We start from the raw sequence: 20195 nt of genomic DNA, 5'->3' as shown, positions 1-20195 counted from the left end.
TTACACCGGTCAGCGGATCCCGGCGATCCGTGCACCGAAGGAGACATCGTGCACCACAACCGTCTGAAGACCGCGGCGCTGCTTGGTCTGCTCACCGCCCTGATCCTCGCGGTGGGTTACTGGTTCGGCGGCAGCGGCGGCCTGGTCATCGCCGTCCTCGTATCGCTGGTCATGAACGGCGTTTCCTACTTCTACTCCGACAAGCTCGCACTGCGCTCGATGGGGGCGCAACCGGTCACCGAGGCGCAGTTCCCCGAGCTGTACCGGATGGTGCGGGAGTTGGCCACCGACGCCCGGCAGCCGATGCCGCGGCTCTACGTCAGCCCGACCGCCCAGCCCAACGCGTTCGCCACCGGTCGCAACCCGCAGCACGCGGCCGTCTGCGTGACGCAGGGCATCACCGAAGTCCTCGACTACCGCGAGTTGCGCGGCGTGATCGGGCACGAGCTGTCGCACGTCTACAACCGGGACATTCTCATCTCCAGCGTGGCGGCCGGCCTGGCCAGCATCATCACCCTGCTGGCGAACCTCGCCTTCTTCATCCCGTTGGGCGGTGGCGACGACGAGGATCGGCCCAACCCGGCTGTGCTGCTGCTCACCCTGATCCTGGGTCCGATCGCGGCCACGGTGATCCAGTTGGCGATCAGCCGGAGCCGCGAGTTCCAGGCCGACGCCTCTGGCGCCGAGTTGAGCCGTGACCCGCTGGCCCTGGCCAGCGCGCTCCGCAAGATCGACGCGGTGGCCAGCCGCCGGCCGTTGCCGGCGCAGGGCCAGCTCACCAGCACCGCGCACCTCATGATCGCCAACCCGTTCCGGGGTGGCGGCATGGCCGCCCTCTTCTCCACGCACCCGAAGATGGAGGACCGCGTCGCCCGGCTGGAGCAGATGGCCCGCAACTCGGGGCCCGTGCAGTTCCAGCGCTGACCCGCCGAACCACGCCTCCGCCCGTATCCGCACATCGCGGGTACGGGCGAAGTGCTGTCTCCGCAGGCTAAACCGGTGTCGCCCGGTCGGACGCTGACGTTAGGGTCGTAACGGCTCACGCTCATTACATCTTCGGGGGGTTCACGGTGACCGCGCTGCGTCAGTACCTGGGTGTCTGGCGGATCCCCGGCGCGCCCATGCTGCTGATCACCGGCATCATCGGGCGGCTCGGCATCGGCATGACACCGCTGGCGCTGCTCCTGGTAGTCCAACAGGTCACCGGGCGATATGCGCTGGCCGCCATCGCGGGCGGCATCTACGCCGTCGCCGGTGCCGCGCTCAGCCCGGTCGCCGGACGGATCGCCGACCGGGTCGGCCCCAGCCCAGTCCTGCTCGTCACCGCCGTGGCCCACCCCCTCGCGCTCACCGGGCTCCTGCTGGCCAGCCGCTCCGGCGACGACGCCCTCCCGGCCATCTACCTCGCCGCAGGCGTGGCCGGCGCCACGTACCCGCCGCTCACCGCCGCCATCCGAGGTGCCTGGAACGACCTGACCGGCCCCAACTCCGGCCGGTACGCCCTGCGCAACACCGCGCTGGCCGCCGAGACCACCCTCTTCGAAATCGTCTTCGTGCTCGGCCCACTGCTCGTCGCCGGCTTCGTGCTCGTCGCCGACGCGGCCGCCGCGCTGATCGGTGCCGCCGTCGTCACCCTGGTCGGCACGACCGCCGTGGCCCTCGGCCGGGTCATGCGCGGCTGGCGTCCGCACCCGCGCGAACACCACGCCCGCGGGCTCGGCCCGCTGCGGGTCGCCGGCTTCCCCGCCCTACTGGCCTGCGTCGCCGGCCTGGGCATCGCGTTCGGGGCCGCCGGGGTGATCGTGCCGGCGTTCGCGAGCGGCCACACCACCGAAGACCCGGAGAGCCTCGCCGGCCTGCTGCTCGCCGTCTGGGGAATCGGCAGTGCCATCGGTGGGGTCTGGTTCGGCGTCCGCAAGCCGGCCCCGAACATGACCCGCCAGTTCGCCCTGCTGCTCGCCGCGCTGGCCGCCACCTTCGTCGTGTTCGCGGTGATGCCCACCCCGCTGGCGCTGGGCGTCGCCCTGATCGCCGGCGGGGCCACCATCGCGCCCGCGCTGACCCTGGAGAACACCCTCGTCGGCCGGATCGCCCCGGCCGGCATGCTGAACGAGGCGTACACCTGGGTGGTCACCGTGGCGGTGGCGGCGAGCGCCGCAGGCGGCTCGGTGGCCGGCCTGATCGTGGACCACGCCGGCGGCGTCCGGTGGGCGTTCCTGTTCGCCGGGGCGGCCGTCGCCGTCGGGGCCGCAGTCGCCGCCCTGCCCGCCGGGCCCATCGCCCGAGCGGAAACCACAGCGGTACGCGCCGAACAGCCCCTAACCGTCTGACCGTCCGCCGGTCTCGTGGCCTCCTGGCTGGCCCCTCGCCTCCTGGCTTGGCCTCTTGGCCCGGCTTGGCTTCTCGTCGGGTGCCTTGATCGACTCGGGTTTCTTGATGTCGGGCTATCCCCGCCCGGCGGATGCCCCGACATCAAGGAACTTGAGTTTCGCGTCGTATCCTCGGCTCATGGCTAAGGTCCTGTATTCGGCAACGGCGTCCCTCGACGGCTTCATCGCTGGCCCGGGCGGCGACATGTCGTGGCTGACCGAGCACCTCGGCGGCGGAAACCCCACGGCGGAGCGCCTGTTGCCCAACGTCGGCGCCATCCTGGCCGGCAACGCCACCTTCGGCGGCGACGACCCGAACCGGGGCACCGACAGCGAAGGCGCGTTCGGCGGCCAATACCACGGGCCGGTGTTCGTCCTCACCCATCGGCCGCCGTCCCCGCCACCGCCCGATGTCACGTTCGTCGGTGACCTGCACACCGCCGTCGCACAGGCGAAGGAGGCCGCCGGGGACAAGTACGTCAACGTCCTCGGCGCGAACGTCGCCAAACAATGCATCGAAGCCGGGCTGCTCGACGAGATCCTCATGTTCTACGCCCCGGTGCTGCTGGGCGACGGGGTGCGCATGTTCGACCACGCGGGCGGCACCCAAGTGCGCTTGATGCCGGTGCCGGGCGAGACCGAGCACTGGTACAGCGTCGTCTACTGAGCCGCTACCGGTAGTTGTTGAACTGGAGGGCGACGCCGAAGTCCTCACCCTTGAGCAGCGAGATGACGGCCTGGAGGTCGTCGCGCTTCTTCCCGGTCACCCGCAGCTGGTCACCCTGGATCTGCGCCTGCACGCCCTTGGGGCCCTCCTCGCGGATCTTCTTGCTGATCGCCTTGGCCTTGTCCGTCTCGATGCCCTGGATCACCTTGCAGTCGATCTTGAAAATCTTGCCCGACGGACGCGGCTCGCCAGCATCAAGCGACTTCAGCGAGATGTTCCGCTTGACCAGCTTCTCCTTGAAGACATCAAGTGCGGCGCGAACGCGCTCCTCGGTCTCCGCCTGAAGGCCGATCGCCTCCTCGCCGGACCAGGAAATCTCCGCACCGGTGCCGCGGAAGTCGAACCGCGTCGCAAGCTCCTTCTCCGCCTGCCGAAGGGCGTTGTCGACCTCCTGGCGGTCAACCTTGCTCACGATGTCGAACGACGGGTTCGCTGCCATGTTTCTGCTCCTGCTGTCCGGTGGTCTGGACGTACCATCGGCCGCCGACCAGCGGCACGACCCCCTGACCGTACCCGGTTGCACCGGCACCGGGGGGAGCCGCTATCCTTGCTTCCGCCGCCGCGTTACGACGCGGTGGGGTGCCCTGGCGGGTTGCCCGAGCGGCCAATGGGAGCGGACTGTAAATCCGTCGCGAAAGCTTCAGAGGTTCGAATCCTCTACCCGCCACCAGGTGCAGACACGGCCCCTGACCTGCGAGAGCGCAAGTCAGGGGCTTTGTCGTCTTTGCCTGCTGCTGGCCGCTGCTGTCCTTGGCTCTCCGCCGTTCCGGCACGCTGGCCGGGACCTTCATCTCGGGAGGTGCGGTGCAAGTCTTCATCAGCTGGTCAAAGCGTATGAGCCACGGCTTGGCCCTCGCTCTACACACCTGGCTCCCGGAAGTGATCCACCGCGTAGAACCTTGGATGTCGAGCGAAGACATCAGCAAGGGTCAGCGGTGGGCGACTGAGGTGGGTGCTCGCTTGGAAGAGACGAGCCAGGGAATCATTTGTGTCACCAGGGAAAATGTTAAAGAGCCGTGGCTCAACTTCGAGGCCGGCGCTCTGGCAAAGTTCTTGGACGGCGCGCGTGTGCGTCCCGTCCTACTCGGCGTTCAGCCTTCGGAGATCACCGGGCCGCTAACCCAGTTCCAAGGGACCAACGGCACTGACCAGCGGGACATGTTGAAGCTTGTCAAGTCCTTGAACGAGTCGTGTGATATCCCGCTGGAGGAGAATCGTCTGGAGCGGTCCTTCAGGCGGACCTGGGATGAGTATGAGGCCCAGGTGAGCAAGCTTCTTCTTCAGCACACGAACGGAGCGCCAGCCAAGCCGAAGCGTGACGTTGAGGACATGGTCGCGGAGATCCTAGAGACCGTTCGGGGCCTACAGAGACGGGATGTGACCGCGAGCTCCCATCTGAATCAGGGCCCAGGCGTCCTGGTGGAGCGCGAGTGGCAAGCAGCGTCTCGGCCTAGCGGAGTGGTAATCGGAGAAAGCGATCGCAGGATCCGGAGGCGAGGAGGCGGCGAGCTTGGGGACATGTTGCTACCCGAGCTGCAGAGTCTTGCTGCCTCGCTAGGGATCTCCGGGGTAGCCCGGATGAGGAAAGGCGAGCTCATTAGTGCGATTCTGGAGGCGAGATCCCGCTAGCTGAGCAGTGGAGGATCTTCTCGTCCGCAGTCGTGGGTTGTTCAGCCTCGGGAAGAGGCTGCCCTACTGGACGAGCGCCCTTGGTGCCCGCCCGGTTATCCGGGCGCGGTCGACCACCTGCGGCGGATCATCCTCGGCGTGAGCAGTCGGTGGGCGCGGCCGCGAAGGCATCGAGAGTTGGCGATAGCTCGTAGCTCGACGCATAAGACAAAGCCGTTACCGACGTCGGTGTGCGCGGTCGACCGCGATTCGCGTTTCACCCTGGCGGCTGCCGGGCCGCAACGAGAACGGGGCCGGGCCGCCGGGGCGCGGCTCCTCCGCCGGGCTCGGTTCCGATCGGCCTCGACACGTCCCCGACGGGACCTGGGCCGCCTCGCTCAGCTCGGGTCGAGGCCGTTCTACCCCGGTACCGCGTACTTTGAGAAAGCTGAGCGCGGCGGACATTTCGCGGCCTGGGCGGCCGGAGTTCTTCCCCGCCGACGTGCGGGTCACGTCCCGGCCTTCGCGGAAACCCTGACGACTCCACCTAGAACAAACGGAGGTTCTCGTGGTGGGCGCGGCCATGGCTGGTCTCAAAGCGGCGTTGCGGATTCACTGCGAGAAGCACGGCGCTCAGCCGCCCCCTGATCGCCGCCGGTCGTGACGCGTTCGGCGGCGGGAATCACCTGTGAGCCCACCGGGCAATCGTTCGGCTAGCTCATTGTGGCCGGACCTTCCTGTCAACCCCGGATCCACGCATCGAACGATTTCTCTGCGTGTTCGCTCCCGTAGCCGGGCGAGTCCAGCTACTCTGACCCGTTGGTGACACCTCAGGGTGAGCGGCGCAGCCCAGCCTGGACACTCGGCGGGGCGCGGCCGACCAGAGGCTCATCCCCGCACCCTCCGACCTCCGACCCAGGGGTCCGAAGGGCCAGGCATCGAGCGATTTGTCGCCTCTGGGCTAGCAAGGGCAAAGTTCCGAATCGCCGCCTTGGCTGGAAGCCGCACGATGTGCCAACGAGGCGTCACCGATCGCATTCCGTAGACGCTCTGTCTGCCCCTTATTACGCGACGGTCACATAGCGGCCTCGCTCGCCCGGTCGGCCAAGCCGATCGGCCGTACGTGGGCTTTGCGCGTGGTTTCGACTGTGGCACGATCGGAGGCACTGATTCTTGTACTGACCCCCGACAGGAGCACGCTGATGTATGGTCGGACGCCTCGCCGCCTTCGCGCCGCCCTCGCGTTCGCGGCCGTGGTCGCGTTCGCGGGTTCCTTCCTCGGCGCGACTACCAGTTTTCAGCAGTTTGACTTCTCTTGGGGTGCTCCGGCCGTTGACAAGGGCGCTGCTGTAGCCCGATAGGCCCGCTCCGCACCACCCAGCGAGGGAGCGGAATGAAGCCTGGCTCGCCCCCAGCCCGTCGATCCAACGAGCAGGCCTGGCTGATCACTGGACCGTTGGCCGTCCTGGCCATCGTCTGCTCGTTCGTCCTCGCGCTGGCCGGGCCACCGCCTCCGGGCAATCTCCTCGGGGCGGTGGTCATCTTCGTCGTGATGGTGGCTGCCAGCACCCAGGTGCTGCAGATCGTGGTGCGCCGGCAGGCGCTCGAAGTCATCGTCATCGAGATCCCGCTGCTACTGGCCTTCTTCTACCTGCCGCCCCTGACGGTCGTGGTGATCGCGGTCCTGGCCGCGCTGATCGGCCAGCTGCGCCGACGCCTCAGCGCTCCGAAGGTCTGGTTCAACCTCGCCCGTGCCGCGGTGGCCGCCTCACTGGCGGGAGTTGTCCTGCTGGCGCTCCCTCCCGTCGGCGACGAGGTGGGCCCGAAGACGTGGGCCGTCCTCTTCGCGGTGGTCAGCGTCAACAGCCTCATCTCGTTGGCGGCCATCAGCGCGGTCATCTCTCTGCTGCACGGCTGGCAGGCAGGGTGGGAGCTGATCCGCAACGGCACCGCGCCGCAGCTGATCTGCGCGATCAACACCGTCGTCGGGCTGGTGATCCTGATGGCGATCGAGTCCAACCTGTGGTCCGTGCTACTGATCGCGGTGTTGGCCGTCGCGGTCGTGCTGGTCTACCGCTCGTACGCGCAGTTCCTTCGGCAGCACCGCACCCTAGGCAACATGTACGAGCTGACCCGGGCGATCAGCGAGAGCGGCCAGGACGGCGGTCTGGTGGACGCGTTGCTGGACCGGGTCCGGGCCCTCATGCAGGCCGAGTACGCCACGCTCTGGCTGCCGGCCCAGGGGCGCCACCTCGAGGTGCTGTTGAGCGCCAGGCTCGATGACCGCGGTCTCCTCGATGTCGCGGTCACGCCTCCGATCGTGCGCGAGCGCGCCCGGCAGTCCGGCCGCACGGTGGCCGCCGGCCGGGCCTTCGACGATGACGAGGATGTCCGGGCGGCGCTCGGCAGGCATCAGGTCAAGGACGTCATCGTGGTGCCACTGCGGTCGGGCCAGGCGGTCATCGGCACGCTCGAGGTGGTCAACCGGCTCAGCGACGTCGGCCATTTCACGTCCGCGGACATCCCGGTGTTCCAGACCGTGGCCGCCCACGCCGCGGTGGCGCTCGAAAATTCGCGGCTGGTCGACCGGCTGCGACACGACGCGTACCACGACACGTTGACCGGGTTGCCGAACCGGCGGCGGATCACCGCGGCGCTGGACGAGTCGGTCAAGATCCGCGCGCCGGGCGAGGTGGTGGCGTTGCTGCTCTTCGACGTCGACGGCCTACGCCAGGTCAACGAGTCCCTCGGTCACGCGGCCGGGGACAAGGTCCTCGCCGAGGTCGCGAACCGGTTGCGGGCCAGCGCGCCGTCGTCGGCTCTGGTCGGCCGTGCCGGTGGGGACGAGTTCCTGGTGACGCTGCGGTTGGAGAGCGCTGAGGCCGCGCTCGAGTTGGCCGCTCAACTGCGCGAGCAGATCCGCGACGAGATGGTCTTCGACGCGCTCACCCTCGACGTGAACACCGCCGTCGGGGTGGCCGTACACCCTGATCACGGCAGCGATGCGGCGACGCTGCTGCTTCGGGTCGACCTCGCGGCGACGGCGGCCAAGTCGGTGCCGGGCAGCGTGCAGTTGTTCAACCCCGCGTTGGAGTCCCGATCGTTGCGCCGGCTCGGTCTGGCCGGTGATCTGCGCCGGGCCTTGGACCAGAACGAGCTGGAGGTCTACTTCCAGCCCAAGGTGACGTTGCGGGATCGGCGCCTGGTCGGTGTCGAGTGTCTGGCCCGGTGGGAGCATCCGGCGCACGGCACGGTAGCTCCCGAGGATTTCGTGGCGGTGGCCGAGCACACCGGTCAGTTGACCCGGCTCACCGAGGTGGTGCTCCGCGAGGGGCTGCGCCGCAGTCGGGACTGGGCGCTGGCCGACCAGCCGTTGCCCATCGCGGTCAACCTCTCGGCCCGTACGCTCATCGACCAGCACTTCCCGGACCGGGTCCACGAGCTGTTGACCGAGTACCGGGTGCCGGCGCAGCGCCTCACCCTGGAGATCACCGAGTCGGGGGTGCTGGACGGCACGGACCGGCCCATTCCCACTCTGCAACGACTGCGGGATCTCGGCGTCCGGTTGTCGGTGGACGACTTCGGCACCGGCGACTCGTCTCTGGCGCACCTGCGCCGGCTGCCGGTGCACGAGGTGAAGGTGGACCGCTCCTTCGTGCAGGGCATGGCGACCGATCCGGGGGACCTGGCGATCGTCAACGCGGTGGTGACGCTCTCCCAGCAGTTCGGCCTGGCGGTGGTGGCCGAGGGGGTGGAGAGCGAGCTGACCCTGGAGCTTCTCCAGGACATCGGCTGTGAGATCGGGCAGGGTTTCCTGTTCAGTCGGCCGCTGCCGTACGAACGGTTGGCTGCCTGGTTCGGTGCCCAGGTCGAGCCGGAAACGATCTCCAACGGGGAGCTGCCGCGCCTTCGTGTCGTGCCCTGAGCAGGGCGCGGACGATCACCGGGGATCCGATTTCACCTGTCGAGCCGGGCCGTGTACTCTTACTCCTGCGCGCCCCACGGGGAGATCGCGCAGGCCCCCTTAGCTCAGTCGGCAGAGCGTCTCCATGGTAAGGAGAAGGTCTACGGTTCGATTCCGTAAGGGGGCTCGAGGGTTCAGCTGGACCCATCGCAGCGGTGTAGCTCAGATGGTAGAGCAAGCGGCTCATAATCGCTGTGTCGCCGGTTCAAGTCCGGCCACCGCTACTCTCGTCTTCCGGGTTAGTTGCCGGTGGTCGTAAGAATGGGCGCTTCTGGCGCCCACTTTGCATGTCCGCGCTGTCAGCGTCTAGGCTGGCGCGTCGTAGTTGTTTCCGTTAGCGAGGAAGGCACTCCGCCGTGGCGAAGGCTACCGATGTCCGGCCGAAGATCACTTTGGCGTGTGTGGAGTGCAAGGAGCGCAACTACATCACGCGCAAGAACCGGCGCAACGACCCCGACCGCATCGAGCTGAAGAAGTTCTGCCCGCGCGACGGTCGGCACACGGTCCACCGCGAGACCCGCTGATCGCCGGCCGGCTCACGCCGGCCGCTGTCGAAGCTCCCATCGCCGATCTGCCCGGTTTGGGTGCGGCTCCGCCGCCGCCTACCGGTCAGGTCGGCGATCGTGCTTTCCGTGTAGGTTCGCGGCATGCCTCTGGACCCTTCCTTCGTCGGCCGGATCTATCCGCCGACCGCCCCCTACCAGGTGGGCCGAGAAAAGATCCGTGAGTTCGCCCGCGCCATCGGTGCCACCGACCCGGCCCACCACGACCCGGTGGCCGCGCAGGCGCTGGGCCACGCCGACGTGGTGGCCCCGCCGACCTTTCCGGTGATCGTCACGATGGCCGCGAGCCAGCAGATCATCGACGACCCGGCGCTGGGCGTGGACTTCAGCCGTCTGGTGCACGGCGACCAGCGGTTCGCGTACACCCGGCCGGTGGTCGCCGGCGACGAGCTGGTCTGCGTCAACACCATCGAGGACGTCAGCACCCGGGGCGGGCACGGCTTCCTGACCACCCGCACCGACGTGAGCACCGTCGGCGGGGAGCCGGTCGTCGCCGTCTGGGCCAAGTACGTCGTACGCGGGGAGGGCTGAGATGGAGTTGGCAGCACAGACGTTCCGGGTGACCCGGGCCGACCTGGTCCGCTACGCCGGCGCCTCGGGTGACTTCAACCCGATCCACTGGAGCGACCGCGTCTCGACCAAGGTGGGTCTGCCCGGGGTCATCGCGCACGGCATGTTCACCATGGCGCTGGTCGGCCGGGCGATCACCACCTGGGCCGGCTCGCCGGACGCGGTGGTCGACTACGGCGTGCGGTTCACCCGGCCGGTGGTGGTCCCGGACGATGATCAGGGGACCGAGATCGAGGTCACCGCGCGGGTCCGTGAGGTGACCGAGGACGGCCTCACCCGACTCGATGTGACCGCCACGTGTCTGGGCGAGAAGGTGCTGTCGCAAGCCCGGGCAACCATCCGCACGGCGGCCTGAACCGGGCCCGCCACGCGTGGCGGAGAGACCGGTTGGGAAAGTCGGGCGGCTACCCGTACACTGGTCCGCCGTGGGGCAAGTGACCCCTGCTCGGTCGTCTGTGGCCGCGTGGGGCGAGTGTTGCCGCATAGGGGTGTAGCTCAATTGGCAGAGCAGCGGTCTCCAAAACCGCAGGCTGCAGGTTCAAGTCCTGTCACCCCTGCGCCTCAGGCCTGACCGTTCCCGTGGGTCGCGCCGCCAGCTCGGCGGCGTCCGGCCCGTGGTGGTGGCATCGGCGGGGTGGTTCCGAGGCAATCGGGCCCTCCGGGTGATCCACCGGCCGCGGCCCGTCGCGGGACGGTTGGGTCCGGCCGGCGTGACCAGCGCCGCGTACGCCACCCGGCGTACGACCCGAGATTCCGCGACGGAGGGCGAAGTGGCCGACAACAAGCGGCGCGGCGAGGACGCCGGCGACGATCGTCTGGACGACGAGGTCGTCGACGAGGTAGCCGACGACGACGCCTCCAGCGCGGACGAGCCGGTTTCCCGGGGCGGCACCGCCACGCGGTCGCGTGCCCGGGCCGAGTCGGCGGACAGCCGACCGACCACCAAGTCGGAGACGGGTCGGGTGGGTGTCTTCGGGCGCATCGCCCGGTTCTTCCGCGAGGTGGTAGCTGAACTGCGTAAGGTCATCTGGCCGACCCGCAAGGAGCTGCTGACCTACACCGCGGTGGTGGTGGCGTTCGTCACGGTGATGCTGACGATCGTGGGTGTGCTGGACTTCGGCTTCGCCAAGGTCGTGTTGTTTGTCTTTGGCAACTCGGACTGACCGGCTGCCTCCAGCCATAGTGACGGAAGTGAGCGAGCGTGCCTGAGTACGACGAGACCGCCGGACCGGTGGACGAGCAGTCCACGGTCGCGACGGCGGCTGGTGACGAGTCGGTCGAGGCCGCCAGCGAGCCGGATTTCCCAACGACCGAGCCCGCGCCGGACGAGGACTACGACGCGGTCGCGGAGCTGAGGCAGAAGCTGCGCTACGCGCCGGGTGACTGGTACGTGGTGCACTCGTACGCCGGCTACGAGAACAAGGTCAAGACCAACCTCGAGACCCGGATCACGAGCCTCGACATGGAGGACTTCATCTACCAGGTCGAGGTGCCGACCCGGGAAGAGGTCGAGGTCAAGAACGGTAAGCGTTCGCAGATCCAGGCCAAGGTCTTCCCGGGTTACATCCTGGTCCGGATGGAGTTGACCGCCGAGTCCTACTCGTGTGTCCGGAACACTCCGGGCGTGACCGGCTTCGTCGGCGCGACCGACCGGGCCGACCGGCCTGCTCCGCTCTCGCTCGACGAGGTGCTGAAGTGGCTGGCGCCGGCGGTCGAGACCGAGCAGAAGAAGGCCAAGCCGGAGATCAAGGTCCTCGACTTCGAGGTGGGCGACTCGGTCACCGTCACCGACGGCGCGTTCGCGTCGCTGCCGGCCACGATCAGCGAGATCAACGCCGACCAGCAGAAGCTCAAGGTGCTGGTGTCGATCTTCGGTCGCGAGACTCCGGTGGAGCTCAACTTCAACCAGGTCGCCAAGATCTGACTGGTCGTCGGCGGCGGGTCCGGCCCGCCGCCGACGTCGGCGTACGCGCTCTCGCTCGACCTCGGCGGACGAGTGGGCTGCGGCCTGCGCTACTCTTGAATGTCGCCGCTGTCGCACCGCGCTGACCGTGCGCGCCCCGAGGGCGGCGACAGCCGCATTTTCCCAGCTCCAAGCCCCAGGAAGTGACATGCCTCCGAAGAAGAAGCTCGTCAAGACGTTCACGCTTCAGCTGCCGGCGGGCCAGGCCACGCCGGCGCCGCCGGTCGGCCCCGCGCTCGGCCAGCACGGCGTGAACATCATGGAGTTCTGCAAGTCCTACAACGCGCAGACCGAGTCTCAGCGGGGCGACATCGTCCCCGCCGAGATCAGCGTCTACGAGGACCGGTCCTTCACGTTCGTGCTGAAGACCCCGCCCGCCGCCCGGCTGCTGCTCAAGGCCGCCGGTGTGCAGAAGGGTTCGGGTGTTCCGCAGTCCGACAAGGTCGGCTCGGTCAGCCGCGTCCAGCTGCGGGAGATCGCCGAGAAGAAGATGGCCGACCTCAACGCCAACGACCTCGCCCAGGCCGAGAAGATCATCGCCGGCACCGCCCGGTCGATGGGCATCACCGTCAACGACTGACGTCGGCCCCGGCCTTCGACCCGATCGTGGGAGGGCTCGCGCCGAGCGGCCCGCCAGAGACCACAGGAGTAATCAGCAATGCAGCGCAGCAAGAGCTACCGCAAGGCCGCCGATGTCATCGACCGGTCCAAGCTCTACACCCCCACCGAGGCCGTGAAGCTGGCCAAGGAGACCACCAACGTCAAGTTCGACGCCACGGTCGAGGTCGCCATGCGCCTCGGCGTCGACCCCCGCAAGGCGGACCAGATGGTCCGCGGCACGGTCAACCTGCCGCACGGCACCGGTAAGACCGCCCGCGTGATCGTGTTCGCCAGTGGCGCGAAGGCCGAGGAGGCCGTCGCCGCGGGTGCTGACGAGGTGGGCACCGACGAGCTGGTCGCCCGGATCCAGGGTGGTTGGCTCGACTTCGACGCGGCGATCGCCACGCCGGACCAGATGGCCAAGATCGGCCGGATCGCGCGGATCCTGGGCCCGCGCGGTCTCATGCCGAACCCGAAGACCGGCACGGTGACCATGGACGTCACCAAGGCGGTGCAGGACATCAAGGGCGGCAAGATCACCTTCCGGGTGGACAAGCACTCCAACCTGCACCTGATCATCGGCAAGGCGTCCTTCACGGAGAGCCAGCTGGTGGACAACTACGCCGCGGTGCTCGACGAGGTGCTGCGCGCCAAGCCGTCCGCGGCCAAGGGCAAGTACCTCCGCAAGGTCATCCTGACCACCACGATGGGCCCGGGCGTCCCGGTCGACCCGAACCTGGTGAAGAACCTTCGGGAGGACCAGGCCGACGCCTGAGTCGACAGTTCGCTCCGCCGGGGCGCCGCCACCACCGTGGCGGCGCCCCGGCGCGTTCGGGGTGTGGCAGGCTCGACCCCATGCGGCTGGAGAACGTCTGGTTGCGGTACCACCGGCGGGGGCCGTGGGTGCTGCGCGGCATCGACGTGCGGATCGGCCCCGGCGAGGTGGCGGTCGTACTGGGCCGCAACGGGGTGGGCAAGTCGACCCTGCTCCAGGTCGCCGCGGGGGTCCTCCGGCCGGACCGGGGTCGGGTCACCGACCGGCCGGCGCGAGTGGGCTGGGTGCCGGAGCGTTTCCCGTCCGACCAGCCGTTCACGGTGACGCGCTATCTGACCGGGATGGCCCGGGTGGCGGGGCTGGGCAGGGCCGCGGCCGACGAGGCGGTGACCTCCTGGACCGACCGGCTCGGGCTGTCCGCGTTCCGCGCGGTCCGGCTGCCGGAGCTGTCCAAGGGCACCGCGCAGAAGGTGGGCCTCGCCCAGGCGATGCTGCGCACGCCGGGCCTGCTGGTGCTCGACGAGCCGTGGGAAGGGCTGGATGCCGCCACCCGCGAGTTGGTGCCCGAGCTGATCGACGAGGTGCTCGCCGCCGAGGGGTCCGTCCTGGTCAGCGATCATCGCGGCGAGACGGTCCGGCTGCCGGCCGCGCGCCGCTGGTTGGTGGCCGACGGTGCGCTCTGCGAGGAGACGTCGTCGACGGACGAGACGATCGCGGTGGTCGAGGTCGCGGTGCCGGCCGCGCGGGTCGCCGGCACCGTCGCCCGGTTGCGCGCCGAGGGCCACCAGGTGCTGCGGGTACGCGCCGACGCCTCCACCGCCGCACCGCAGGCCCGACCCGCCGAGCCACCTGTGGCGGCCGGTGCTGCCCGACCCGCCGAGCCACTGGAGGTGGCCGGTGCTGCCCGACCCGCCGAGCCGCCGCGCCCGGCGGCCGGGGAGTTGGCGGTGCCGCAGTCGGAGGTCGCCGACCCGGTGGTCGAGCCGGCAGCGGGGGAGGCCCGGTGAGCGCCCTGGTTCGGATGCGGCTGGCCGGTTTCCTGCGTACCGGCCGGGCGGTGGCGCCCTTGCTCGCCGGCCTGATCACGCTCGGCATCCTCTACGGCGGGGGCCGGGCCCAGCCGGCTGAGGCGTACGGCGTCTCGGCGGTGGTGCTCTTCCCGGTGCTCGCCTGGCAGACCAAGATTCTGTTGGACGTCGAGCCGGACGTGCAGCGTCGGCTGGCGCAGGTGACCGTCGGGGTGGCCCGGGAGCGGTCGGCAGGGTTGCTCGCCGCCGGCGTGGCGGCCCTGGTGACGGTCGCCATCGCGCTGCTCTTTCCGTGGCTGGTCGGCGGGGTGTCCGGCCCGGTGGACCCGGGGGACCGGTCGATTCCGGTCGGTCTCGCGCTGGGATTGTGGGCGCACCTGCTGGTCGTACCCGCCGCGGTTGCTCTTGGCGCGCTGGCCAGCCGGGCGTCGGTGGGCAGCGCCGGGTACGGCGTCGCGGTGCTGGCCCTCGGCGGGGTCGGCGCGGTGGTGCTCGGCCTGACCGGCTCGGTGGCCCCCTGGCTGGCGCCACCGATCATGGCCGCCGCCCGCACGACCGGCGGGGACGCCGCCGCGCTCACCCTGCTGGCGCTGACCGGGTGGGGGCTGGCCTGGAGCGCCGCCGTCGTCGGTGGCTACCTGTGGCGGCGGCGGGCCCAGGGCTGACCGACGCCGGTGGCGCGGCTCACCGGTGGCGATTTGGCGCTGCCGGCCGGGGCGCGTACTCTTCACACCGTCATCCGTGTTCTCATGGATGAGGAACCACCCAGAGACCGCTGGTCACCGTGCTCCGGCACGGTCGAAGGTCCCGCGACAACGGGCGACCCGCGTAGGGCGGCAAGCGTAACTCGGCAGTGAGCGTGGTCCGCCGACCATGATGATCTGCTGGCCCTCGCCCCGTGCGCCCTGCGCCGGGGCTTTTTCGTTGTCGTGCTGCCTCCGCCCCCGTTCCGGCTTCGGCCGAGACGGGGACCAGCCTCGAGTAACGAGAGAGGAGGGACATGGCGGACAAGCCGATCCGGGCCGACAAGGCCACGGCCGTCGCTGAGCTGACCGAGAGCTTCCGCAGCTCGGGCGCCACCGTGCTGACCGAGTACCGCGGTCTGACGGTTTCCCAGCTCACCCAGCTTCGGCGCTCGCTCGGCGCCGAGACCAGCTACACGGTCGCGAAGAACACGCTGGCGAAGCGTGCTGCGACGGACGCGGGCATCACCGGCCTCGACGAGCTGTTCACCGGTCCTACCGCGCTGACTTTCGTTTCGGGCGACGTCGTCGAGGCGGCGAAGGGGCTTCGCGACTTCGCGAAGGCCAACCCGAAGCTCGTCATCAAGGGCGGTGTCTTCGAGGGCAAGGCCATCACCGCGGCCGAGGTCACGAAGCTCGCCGACCTGGAGTCCCGCGAGGTGCTGCTGGCCAAGCTGGCCGGCGCGATGAAGGGCAACCTGAGCAAGGCCGCGGCCCTGTTCCAGGCCCCGCTGTCGAAGACCGCCCGTCTGGCGGCCGCACTGCAGGACAAGCGCGAGAAGGAGGGCGCCGAGGCGGCCTGAGGCCCCCACGGCGCACCAGTTCTTACTTAACAGAATCAGGAAAGGACGCCAGATATGGCGAAGCTCAGCACCGACGAGCTGCTCGACGCGTTCAAGGAGATGACGCTGATCGAGCTCTCTGAGTTCGTGAAGCAGTTCGAGACGACCTTCGAGGTCACCGCTGCCGCTCCGGTCGCGGTTGCCGCTGCCGGCGGTGGCGCCGGTGGCGCTGCCGCCCCGGCCGAGGAGGAGCAGGACGAGTTCGACGTCATCCTCGAGGCTGACGGTGGCAAGAAGATCCAGGTCATCAAGGTCGTGCGTGAGCTGACCGGCCTGGGCCTCAAGGAGGCCAAGGACGCGGTCGAGTCCGCGCCGAAGGCCATCCTGGAGAAGGTCAACAAGGAGACCGCCGACAAGGCGAAGGCCAAGCTCGAGGGTGAGGGCGCCAAGGTCACCCTCAAGTGACCTGAGGCTCCACCTACGCGTAGCCCGGCTCGTGAGCCGGGACACCATCGCGTCGCGGCGGGCGGTGATCCGACACGGATCGCCGCCCGCCGTATTGGTGGATCCGCCCCCGACCGGTCCTGAGCTGGGCTCCGACCGGCGACTGCGTCGCCCGGAACGAGGATGACGGGTCGCTCTCCAGTGGGAAACACGCGGCGAGGGGGATACCGGCCCTTGACGCGGCCCGGGGCTGCCAGGCACGCTGACACCAGCAAGACACCGCGCTTGCGACGGCCACGACGTGGGTATGACAGCGGCGGCACCATCGGCCGCGGTAACCCGAGCGGCCCAGTGGGGAGTTGCGTTCTGAGCGGCCCGGCAGACCCCGGTTGACGGGGGCCGAGGCGCGCTCCGCAAACAACCTGCGGGGTGGGCTGGACAGCGGTTAGCCTCTCGGCTACACTGCTAGTTTGCGCTGCCTTCCGACTTGACCCCTGCTCGGAAATGTCCGTTTACGGATATTTCTGGTGGGGTCATTGGAGTGCACGCGTACCAGCCGTTCTGCAGCACCGGTCCTCGGAAGGACGCATCTTGGCAGCTTCCCGCCCTGCGAAGACCAGTCGTACGTCGAGCGCATTCGCTCCCCGCCGAGTTTCATTCGGCAGGATCACCGAACACCTCGAGGTCCCCAACCTCCTTGCCATTCAGAACGAGTCCTTCGACTGGCTCGTCGGCAACGAGGCTTGGCAGGGCCGGTCGGCGGACGACCCGCACGCACGATCGGGTCTCGCGGAGATCCTTGAAGAGATCAGTCCCATTGAGGACTTCTCCGGCACCATGTCGCTCTCCTTCTCGGCGCCGCGCTTCGACGAGGTCAAGGCCTCGATCGAGGAGTGCAAGGAGAAGGACCTGACCTACTGCGCTCCGCTCTTCGTGACCGCGGAGTTCACCAACAACACCACCGGCGAGATCAAGAGCCAGACGGTGTTCATGGGTGACTTCCCGATGATGACGCCGAAGGGCACCTTCGTCATCAACGGCACCGAGCGCGTCGTGGTCAGCCAGCTCGTCCGGTCTCCGGGCGTGTACTTCGACAAGCAGCCGGACAAGACCTCCGACCGCGACCTCTCCAGCGTCAAGGTCATCCCCAGTCGGGGTGCCTGGCTGGAGTTCGACATCGACAAGCGCGACACGGTCGGCGTACGCATCGACCGTAAGCGTCGGCAGGCCGTCACCGTCCTGCTCAAGGCCATCGGATGGTCGGCCGAGCGGATCCGTGAGCGGTTCGGCTGGTCCGAGCTGATGATGACCACGCTCGAGAAGGACCACATCGCCGGCGCCGACGAGGCTCTGCTCGACATCTACCGCAAGCTGCGCCCTGGCGAGCCGCCGACGCGCGAGAACGCCCAGACCCTGCTCGACAACCTCTTCTTCAACCCGAAGAGGTACGACGTCGCCAAGGTCGGGCGCTACAAGTTCAACAAGAAGCTCGAAGTCGACGTGCCGATCACCACCGGCACGCTGACCGAGGACGACATCGTCGCCACCGTGGAGTACCTGTGCCGGCTGCACGCCGGTGAGGACGGCTACGAGGCCGACGACATCGACCACTTCGGCAACCGGCGTCTGCGTACCGTGGGCGAGCTGATCCAGAACCAGGTTCGGGTCGGCCTCTCCCGGATGGAGCGGGTTGTCCGCGAGCGGATGACCACGCAGGACGTCGAGGCGATCACCCCGCAGACCCTGATCAACATCCGCCCGGTGGTGGCGGCGATCAAGGAGTTCTTCGGGACGTCGCAGCTGTCCCAGTTCATGGACCAGACCAACCCGCTGGCGGGCCTGACCCACCGGCGTCGGCTGAGCGCGCTCGGCCCGGGTGGTCTGTCCCGGGAGCGGGCCGGCTTCGAGGTCCGCGACGTGCACCCGTCCCACTACGGCCGGATGTGCCCGATCGAGACGCCGGAAGGCCCGAACATCGGTCTGATCGGCGCGCTCTCCACCTTCGCCCGGGTCAACCCGTTCGGCTTCATCGAGACGCCGTACCGGAAGGTCGTCGAGGGTCGGGTCACCGACCAGATCGACTACCTGACCGCGGACGAGGAGGACCGGTTCGTCAAGGCCCAGGCCAACGCGCGCCTGAAGGCTGACGGCACGTTCGCCGAGGACCGGGTGCTCTGCCGTCGTAAGGGCGGCGAGACCGAGGACGTCGTCCCCGGTGCCGTCGACTACATGGACGTCTCGCCCCGGCAGATGACCTCGGTCGCGACCGCCATGATCCCGTTCCTCGAGCACGACGACGCCAACCGGGCACTGATGGGCGCGAACATGCAGCGCCAGGCGGTGCCGCTGGTCAAGGCCGAGGCGCCGCTCGTGGGTACGGGCATGGAGTACCGGGCCGCGGTCGACGCTGGCGACGTGGTGGTCGCCGAGGTCGGCGGTGTGATCGAGGATCTCTGCGCCGACTACGTCACCATCCACCAGGACGACGGCCACCGCCGGACGTACCTGCTGCACAAGTTCCGCCGCTCCAACGCCGGCTCCTGCGTCAATCAGAAGCCGGTGGTCTTCGAGGGCGACCGCGTCGAGGCCGGTCAGGTCATCGCCGACGGTCCGTGCACCGACGAGGGCGAGATGGCGCTCGGACGCAACCTGCTGGTGGCGTTCATGTGCTGGGAGGGCCACAACTACGAGGACGCGATCATCCTGTCGCAGCGCCTCGTGCAGCAGGACGTGCTCACCTCGATCCACATCGAGGAGCACGAGGTCGACGCCCGGGACACCAAGCTCGGCCCGGAGGAGATCACCCGCGACATCCCGAACGTCAGCGAGGAAATGCTCGCCGACCTCGACGAGCGCGGCATCATCCGGATCGGCGCCGAGGTCGTCCCCGGCGACATCCTGGTCGGCAAGGTCACGCCCAAGGGTGAGACCGAGCTGACCCCGGAGGAGCGGCTGCTCCGCGCGATCTTCGGTGAGAAGGCGCGTGAGGTTCGGGACACCTCGCTGAAGGTGCCGCACGGCGAGACCGGCACGGTCATCGGTGTGCGCACGTTCTCCCGCGAGGACGGCGACGAGTTGCCGCCGGGTGTCAACGAGCTGGTCCGGGTCTACGTCGCCCAGAAGCGCAAGATCCAGGACGGCGACAAGCTCGCCGGCCGGCACGGCAACAAGGGCGTCATCTCGAAGATCCTGCCGGTCGAGGACATGCCGTTCCTCGAGGACGGCACCCCGGTCGACATCGTGCTCAACCCGCTCGGTGTGCCGAGCCGGATGAACATCGGCCAGGTGCTGGAGACCCACCTCGGTTGGGTCGCCAAGACCGGTTGGAAGGTCGAGGGCGACGACGCCGAGTGGAAGCGCCAGCTCCGCTCGATCGACGCGCACGAGTCCGAGGGGGACACCAACGTGGCCACCCCGGTCTTCGACGGTGCCCGCGAGGAGGAGATCTCCGGTCTGCTGGAGTCGACCCTGCCCAACCGGGACGGCAAGCAGCTGATCGGTCGTACCGGTAAGGCGCAGCTGTTCGACGGTCGTTCCGGCGAGCCGCTGCCCGACCCGATCGCGGTCGGCTACGTCTACATCCTGAAGCTCAACCACCTGGTCGACGACAAGATCCACGCTCGGTCGACCGGCCCGTACTCGATGATCACGCAGCAGCCGCTGGGTGGTAAGGCGCAGTTCGGTGGTCAGCGTTTCGGTGAGATGGAGTGCTGGGCGATGCAGGCGTACGGCGCTGCCTACGCCCTGCAGGAGCTGCTCACGATCAAGTCCGACGACGTGCTCGGCCGGGTGAAGGTCTACGAGGCCATCGTCAAGGGCGAGAACATCCCGGAGCCGGGCATCCCGGAGTCGTTCAAGGTGCTGCTCAAGGAGCTGCAGTCGCTGTGCCTCAATGTTGAGGTGCTCTCCAGCGACGGTGTGGCCCTGGAAATGCGCGAGACCGACGACGAGGTGTTCCGGGCCGCTGAGGAGCTGGGCATCGACCTGTCCCGGCGCGAGCCAAGCTCGGTCGAAGAGGTCTGAGGTGAGCGGTCGGGGGTCGGCTCGCCGGCCCCCGAC

General features: G+C 68.7%; 17 protein-coding genes, 4 tRNA genes and 2 pseudogenes. 22 read left to right on the top strand and 1 reads right to left on the bottom strand.

Annotation, left to right across the window (positions count from 1 at the left end; genetic code table 11):
• The first annotated feature begins 48 nt into the window (after positions 1-48).
• The 3 genes from htpX (at position 49) to AB0J33_RS09330 (ending at position 3036) form a co-directional block, all read left to right on the top strand.
• Positions 49-924: a zinc metalloprotease HtpX gene (htpX, locus tag AB0J33_RS09340; protein WP_363611614.1), complete on the top strand. Its 876-nt coding sequence runs from the start codon at positions 49-51 to the stop codon at positions 922-924.
• A gap of 146 nt (positions 925-1070) precedes the next feature.
• Complete coding sequence (locus AB0J33_RS09335; RefSeq protein ID WP_363611612.1) at positions 1071-2330, top strand: MFS transporter; 1260 nt, start codon at positions 1071-1073, stop codon at positions 2328-2330.
• A 178-nt stretch (positions 2331-2508) separates the two neighbouring features.
• Positions 2509-3036 carry a dihydrofolate reductase family protein gene (locus AB0J33_RS09330; RefSeq protein WP_363611610.1) on the top strand — a complete coding sequence of 176 codons (528 nt, stop codon included), beginning with the start codon at positions 2509-2511 and terminating at the stop codon, positions 3034-3036.
• A gap of 4 nt (positions 3037-3040) precedes the next feature.
• On the opposite strand, the gene AB0J33_RS09325 is transcribed toward AB0J33_RS09330, so the two are convergent.
• On the bottom strand, positions 3041-3535 hold the full coding sequence (locus tag AB0J33_RS09325; RefSeq protein WP_091402478.1) for a YajQ family cyclic di-GMP-binding protein: 495 nt from the start codon (positions 3533-3535) through the stop codon (positions 3041-3043).
• Between the two features lie 147 nt (positions 3536-3682).
• Here AB0J33_RS09325 and AB0J33_RS09320 point away from each other — a divergent pair.
• The 19 genes and pseudogenes from AB0J33_RS09320 (at position 3683) to AB0J33_RS09230 (ending at position 20159) form a co-directional block, all read left to right on the top strand.
• A tRNA-Tyr gene (locus tag AB0J33_RS09320) sits at positions 3683-3766 on the top strand.
• A 134-nt stretch (positions 3767-3900) separates the two neighbouring features.
• A pseudogene (locus AB0J33_RS09315) lies at positions 3901-4212 on the top strand (TIR domain-containing protein); the annotation flags it as partial.
• Positions 4213-4554: 342 nt separating this feature from the next.
• A pseudogene (locus AB0J33_RS09310) lies at positions 4555-4719 on the top strand (Rho termination factor N-terminal domain-containing protein); the annotation flags it as partial.
• Between the two features lie 1378 nt (positions 4720-6097).
• A complete protein-coding gene (locus AB0J33_RS09305) occupies positions 6098-8629 on the top strand; it encodes a bifunctional diguanylate cyclase/phosphodiesterase (protein WP_363611608.1) in 2532 nt (843 codons plus the stop codon).
• Positions 8630-8722: 93 nt separating this feature from the next.
• Positions 8723-8795 (top strand) — tRNA-Thr (locus AB0J33_RS09300).
• A 24-nt stretch (positions 8796-8819) separates the two neighbouring features.
• Positions 8820-8892, top strand: a tRNA-Met gene (locus AB0J33_RS09295).
• A gap of 132 nt (positions 8893-9024) precedes the next feature.
• The gene (gene rpmG / locus AB0J33_RS09290; RefSeq protein ID WP_007073056.1) at positions 9025-9192 is read left to right on the top strand and encodes a 50S ribosomal protein L33; all 168 of its coding nucleotides are present in this window, start codon (positions 9025-9027) and stop codon (positions 9190-9192) included.
• Between the two features lie 123 nt (positions 9193-9315).
• Positions 9316-9762, top strand: a complete 447-nt coding sequence (locus AB0J33_RS09285; RefSeq protein WP_363611605.1) for a MaoC family dehydratase N-terminal domain-containing protein — start codon at positions 9316-9318, stop codon at positions 9760-9762.
• Between the two features lies 1 nt (position 9763).
• Positions 9764-10156: a MaoC family dehydratase gene (locus tag AB0J33_RS09280; RefSeq protein WP_363611603.1), complete on the top strand. Its 393-nt coding sequence runs from the start codon at positions 9764-9766 to the stop codon at positions 10154-10156.
• 129 nt (positions 10157-10285) lie between these two features.
• Positions 10286-10358 (top strand) — tRNA-Trp (locus tag AB0J33_RS09275).
• 213 nt (positions 10359-10571) lie between these two features.
• On the top strand, positions 10572-10964 hold the full coding sequence (gene secE, locus AB0J33_RS09270; protein ID WP_363611601.1) for a preprotein translocase subunit SecE: 393 nt from the start codon (positions 10572-10574) through the stop codon (positions 10962-10964).
• Positions 10965-11002: 38 nt separating this feature from the next.
• Positions 11003-11725, top strand: coding sequence for a transcription termination/antitermination protein NusG (gene nusG, locus AB0J33_RS09265; protein ID WP_363611599.1), 723 nt, complete (start codon positions 11003-11005; stop codon positions 11723-11725).
• A gap of 187 nt (positions 11726-11912) precedes the next feature.
• Complete coding sequence (gene rplK / locus AB0J33_RS09260) at positions 11913-12344, top strand: 50S ribosomal protein L11 (RefSeq protein ID WP_363611597.1); 432 nt, start codon at positions 11913-11915, stop codon at positions 12342-12344.
• Between the two features lie 78 nt (positions 12345-12422).
• Complete coding sequence (gene rplA / locus AB0J33_RS09255; RefSeq protein WP_363611595.1) at positions 12423-13139, top strand: 50S ribosomal protein L1; 717 nt, start codon at positions 12423-12425, stop codon at positions 13137-13139.
• Between the two features lie 80 nt (positions 13140-13219).
• Positions 13220-14146 carry an ATP-binding cassette domain-containing protein gene (locus AB0J33_RS09250; protein WP_363611593.1) on the top strand — a complete coding sequence of 309 codons (927 nt, stop codon included), beginning with the start codon at positions 13220-13222 and terminating at the stop codon, positions 14144-14146.
• Positions 14143-14832: a hypothetical protein gene (locus AB0J33_RS09245; RefSeq protein ID WP_363611591.1), complete on the top strand. Its 690-nt coding sequence runs from the start codon at positions 14143-14145 to the stop codon at positions 14830-14832. The genes AB0J33_RS09250 and AB0J33_RS09245 overlap by 4 nt, the downstream gene beginning before the upstream one ends.
• Positions 14833-15167: 335 nt before the next feature.
• Complete coding sequence (gene rplJ, locus AB0J33_RS09240) at positions 15168-15713, top strand: 50S ribosomal protein L10 (RefSeq protein ID WP_030489577.1); 546 nt, start codon at positions 15168-15170, stop codon at positions 15711-15713.
• A gap of 54 nt (positions 15714-15767) precedes the next feature.
• Entirely contained in the window at positions 15768-16157 is a 390-nt protein-coding gene (rplL, locus tag AB0J33_RS09235; protein WP_363611589.1) for a 50S ribosomal protein L7/L12, read from the top strand.
• Between the two features lie 570 nt (positions 16158-16727).
• Positions 16728-20159: a DNA-directed RNA polymerase subunit beta gene (locus AB0J33_RS09230; RefSeq protein ID WP_363611587.1), complete on the top strand. Its 3432-nt coding sequence runs from the start codon at positions 16728-16730 to the stop codon at positions 20157-20159.
• The last annotated feature ends 36 nt before the right edge of the window (positions 20160-20195 follow it).

Origin of the sequence: Micromonospora sp. NPDC049645 (assembly GCF_040675155.1) — a bacterium.
Taxonomy (GTDB): Bacteria; Actinomycetota; Actinomycetes; order Mycobacteriales; family Micromonosporaceae; genus Micromonospora.
Note: the sequence above shows the minus strand (reverse complement) of the source record. Positions and strands in the feature narration are given on the sequence as shown.

Excerpts from the sequence above, each read along its gene's own strand:
- AB0J33_RS09330 (WP_363611610.1), top strand. The coding sequence starts at position 2,509 with ATGGCTAAGGTCCTGTATTCGGCAACGGCGTCCCTCGACGGCTTCATC.
- AB0J33_RS09325 (WP_091402478.1), bottom strand. The coding sequence starts at position 3,535 with ATGGCAGCGAACCCGTCGTTCGACATCGTGAGCAAGGTTGACCGCCAG.
- AB0J33_RS09305 (WP_363611608.1), top strand. The coding sequence starts at position 6,098 with ATGAAGCCTGGCTCGCCCCCAGCCCGTCGATCCAACGAGCAGGCCTGG.
- AB0J33_RS09285 (WP_363611605.1), top strand. The coding sequence starts at position 9,316 with ATGCCTCTGGACCCTTCCTTCGTCGGCCGGATCTATCCGCCGACCGCC.
- AB0J33_RS09280 (WP_363611603.1), top strand. The coding sequence starts at position 9,764 with ATGGAGTTGGCAGCACAGACGTTCCGGGTGACCCGGGCCGACCTGGTC.
- rplK (WP_363611597.1), top strand. The coding sequence starts at position 11,913 with ATGCCTCCGAAGAAGAAGCTCGTCAAGACGTTCACGCTTCAGCTGCCG.
- rplA (WP_363611595.1), top strand. The coding sequence starts at position 12,423 with ATGCAGCGCAGCAAGAGCTACCGCAAGGCCGCCGATGTCATCGACCGG.
- AB0J33_RS09250 (WP_363611593.1), top strand. The coding sequence starts at position 13,220 with ATGCGGCTGGAGAACGTCTGGTTGCGGTACCACCGGCGGGGGCCGTGG.
- rplJ (WP_030489577.1), top strand. The coding sequence starts at position 15,168 with ATGGCGGACAAGCCGATCCGGGCCGACAAGGCCACGGCCGTCGCTGAG.
- rplL (WP_363611589.1), top strand. The coding sequence starts at position 15,768 with ATGGCGAAGCTCAGCACCGACGAGCTGCTCGACGCGTTCAAGGAGATG.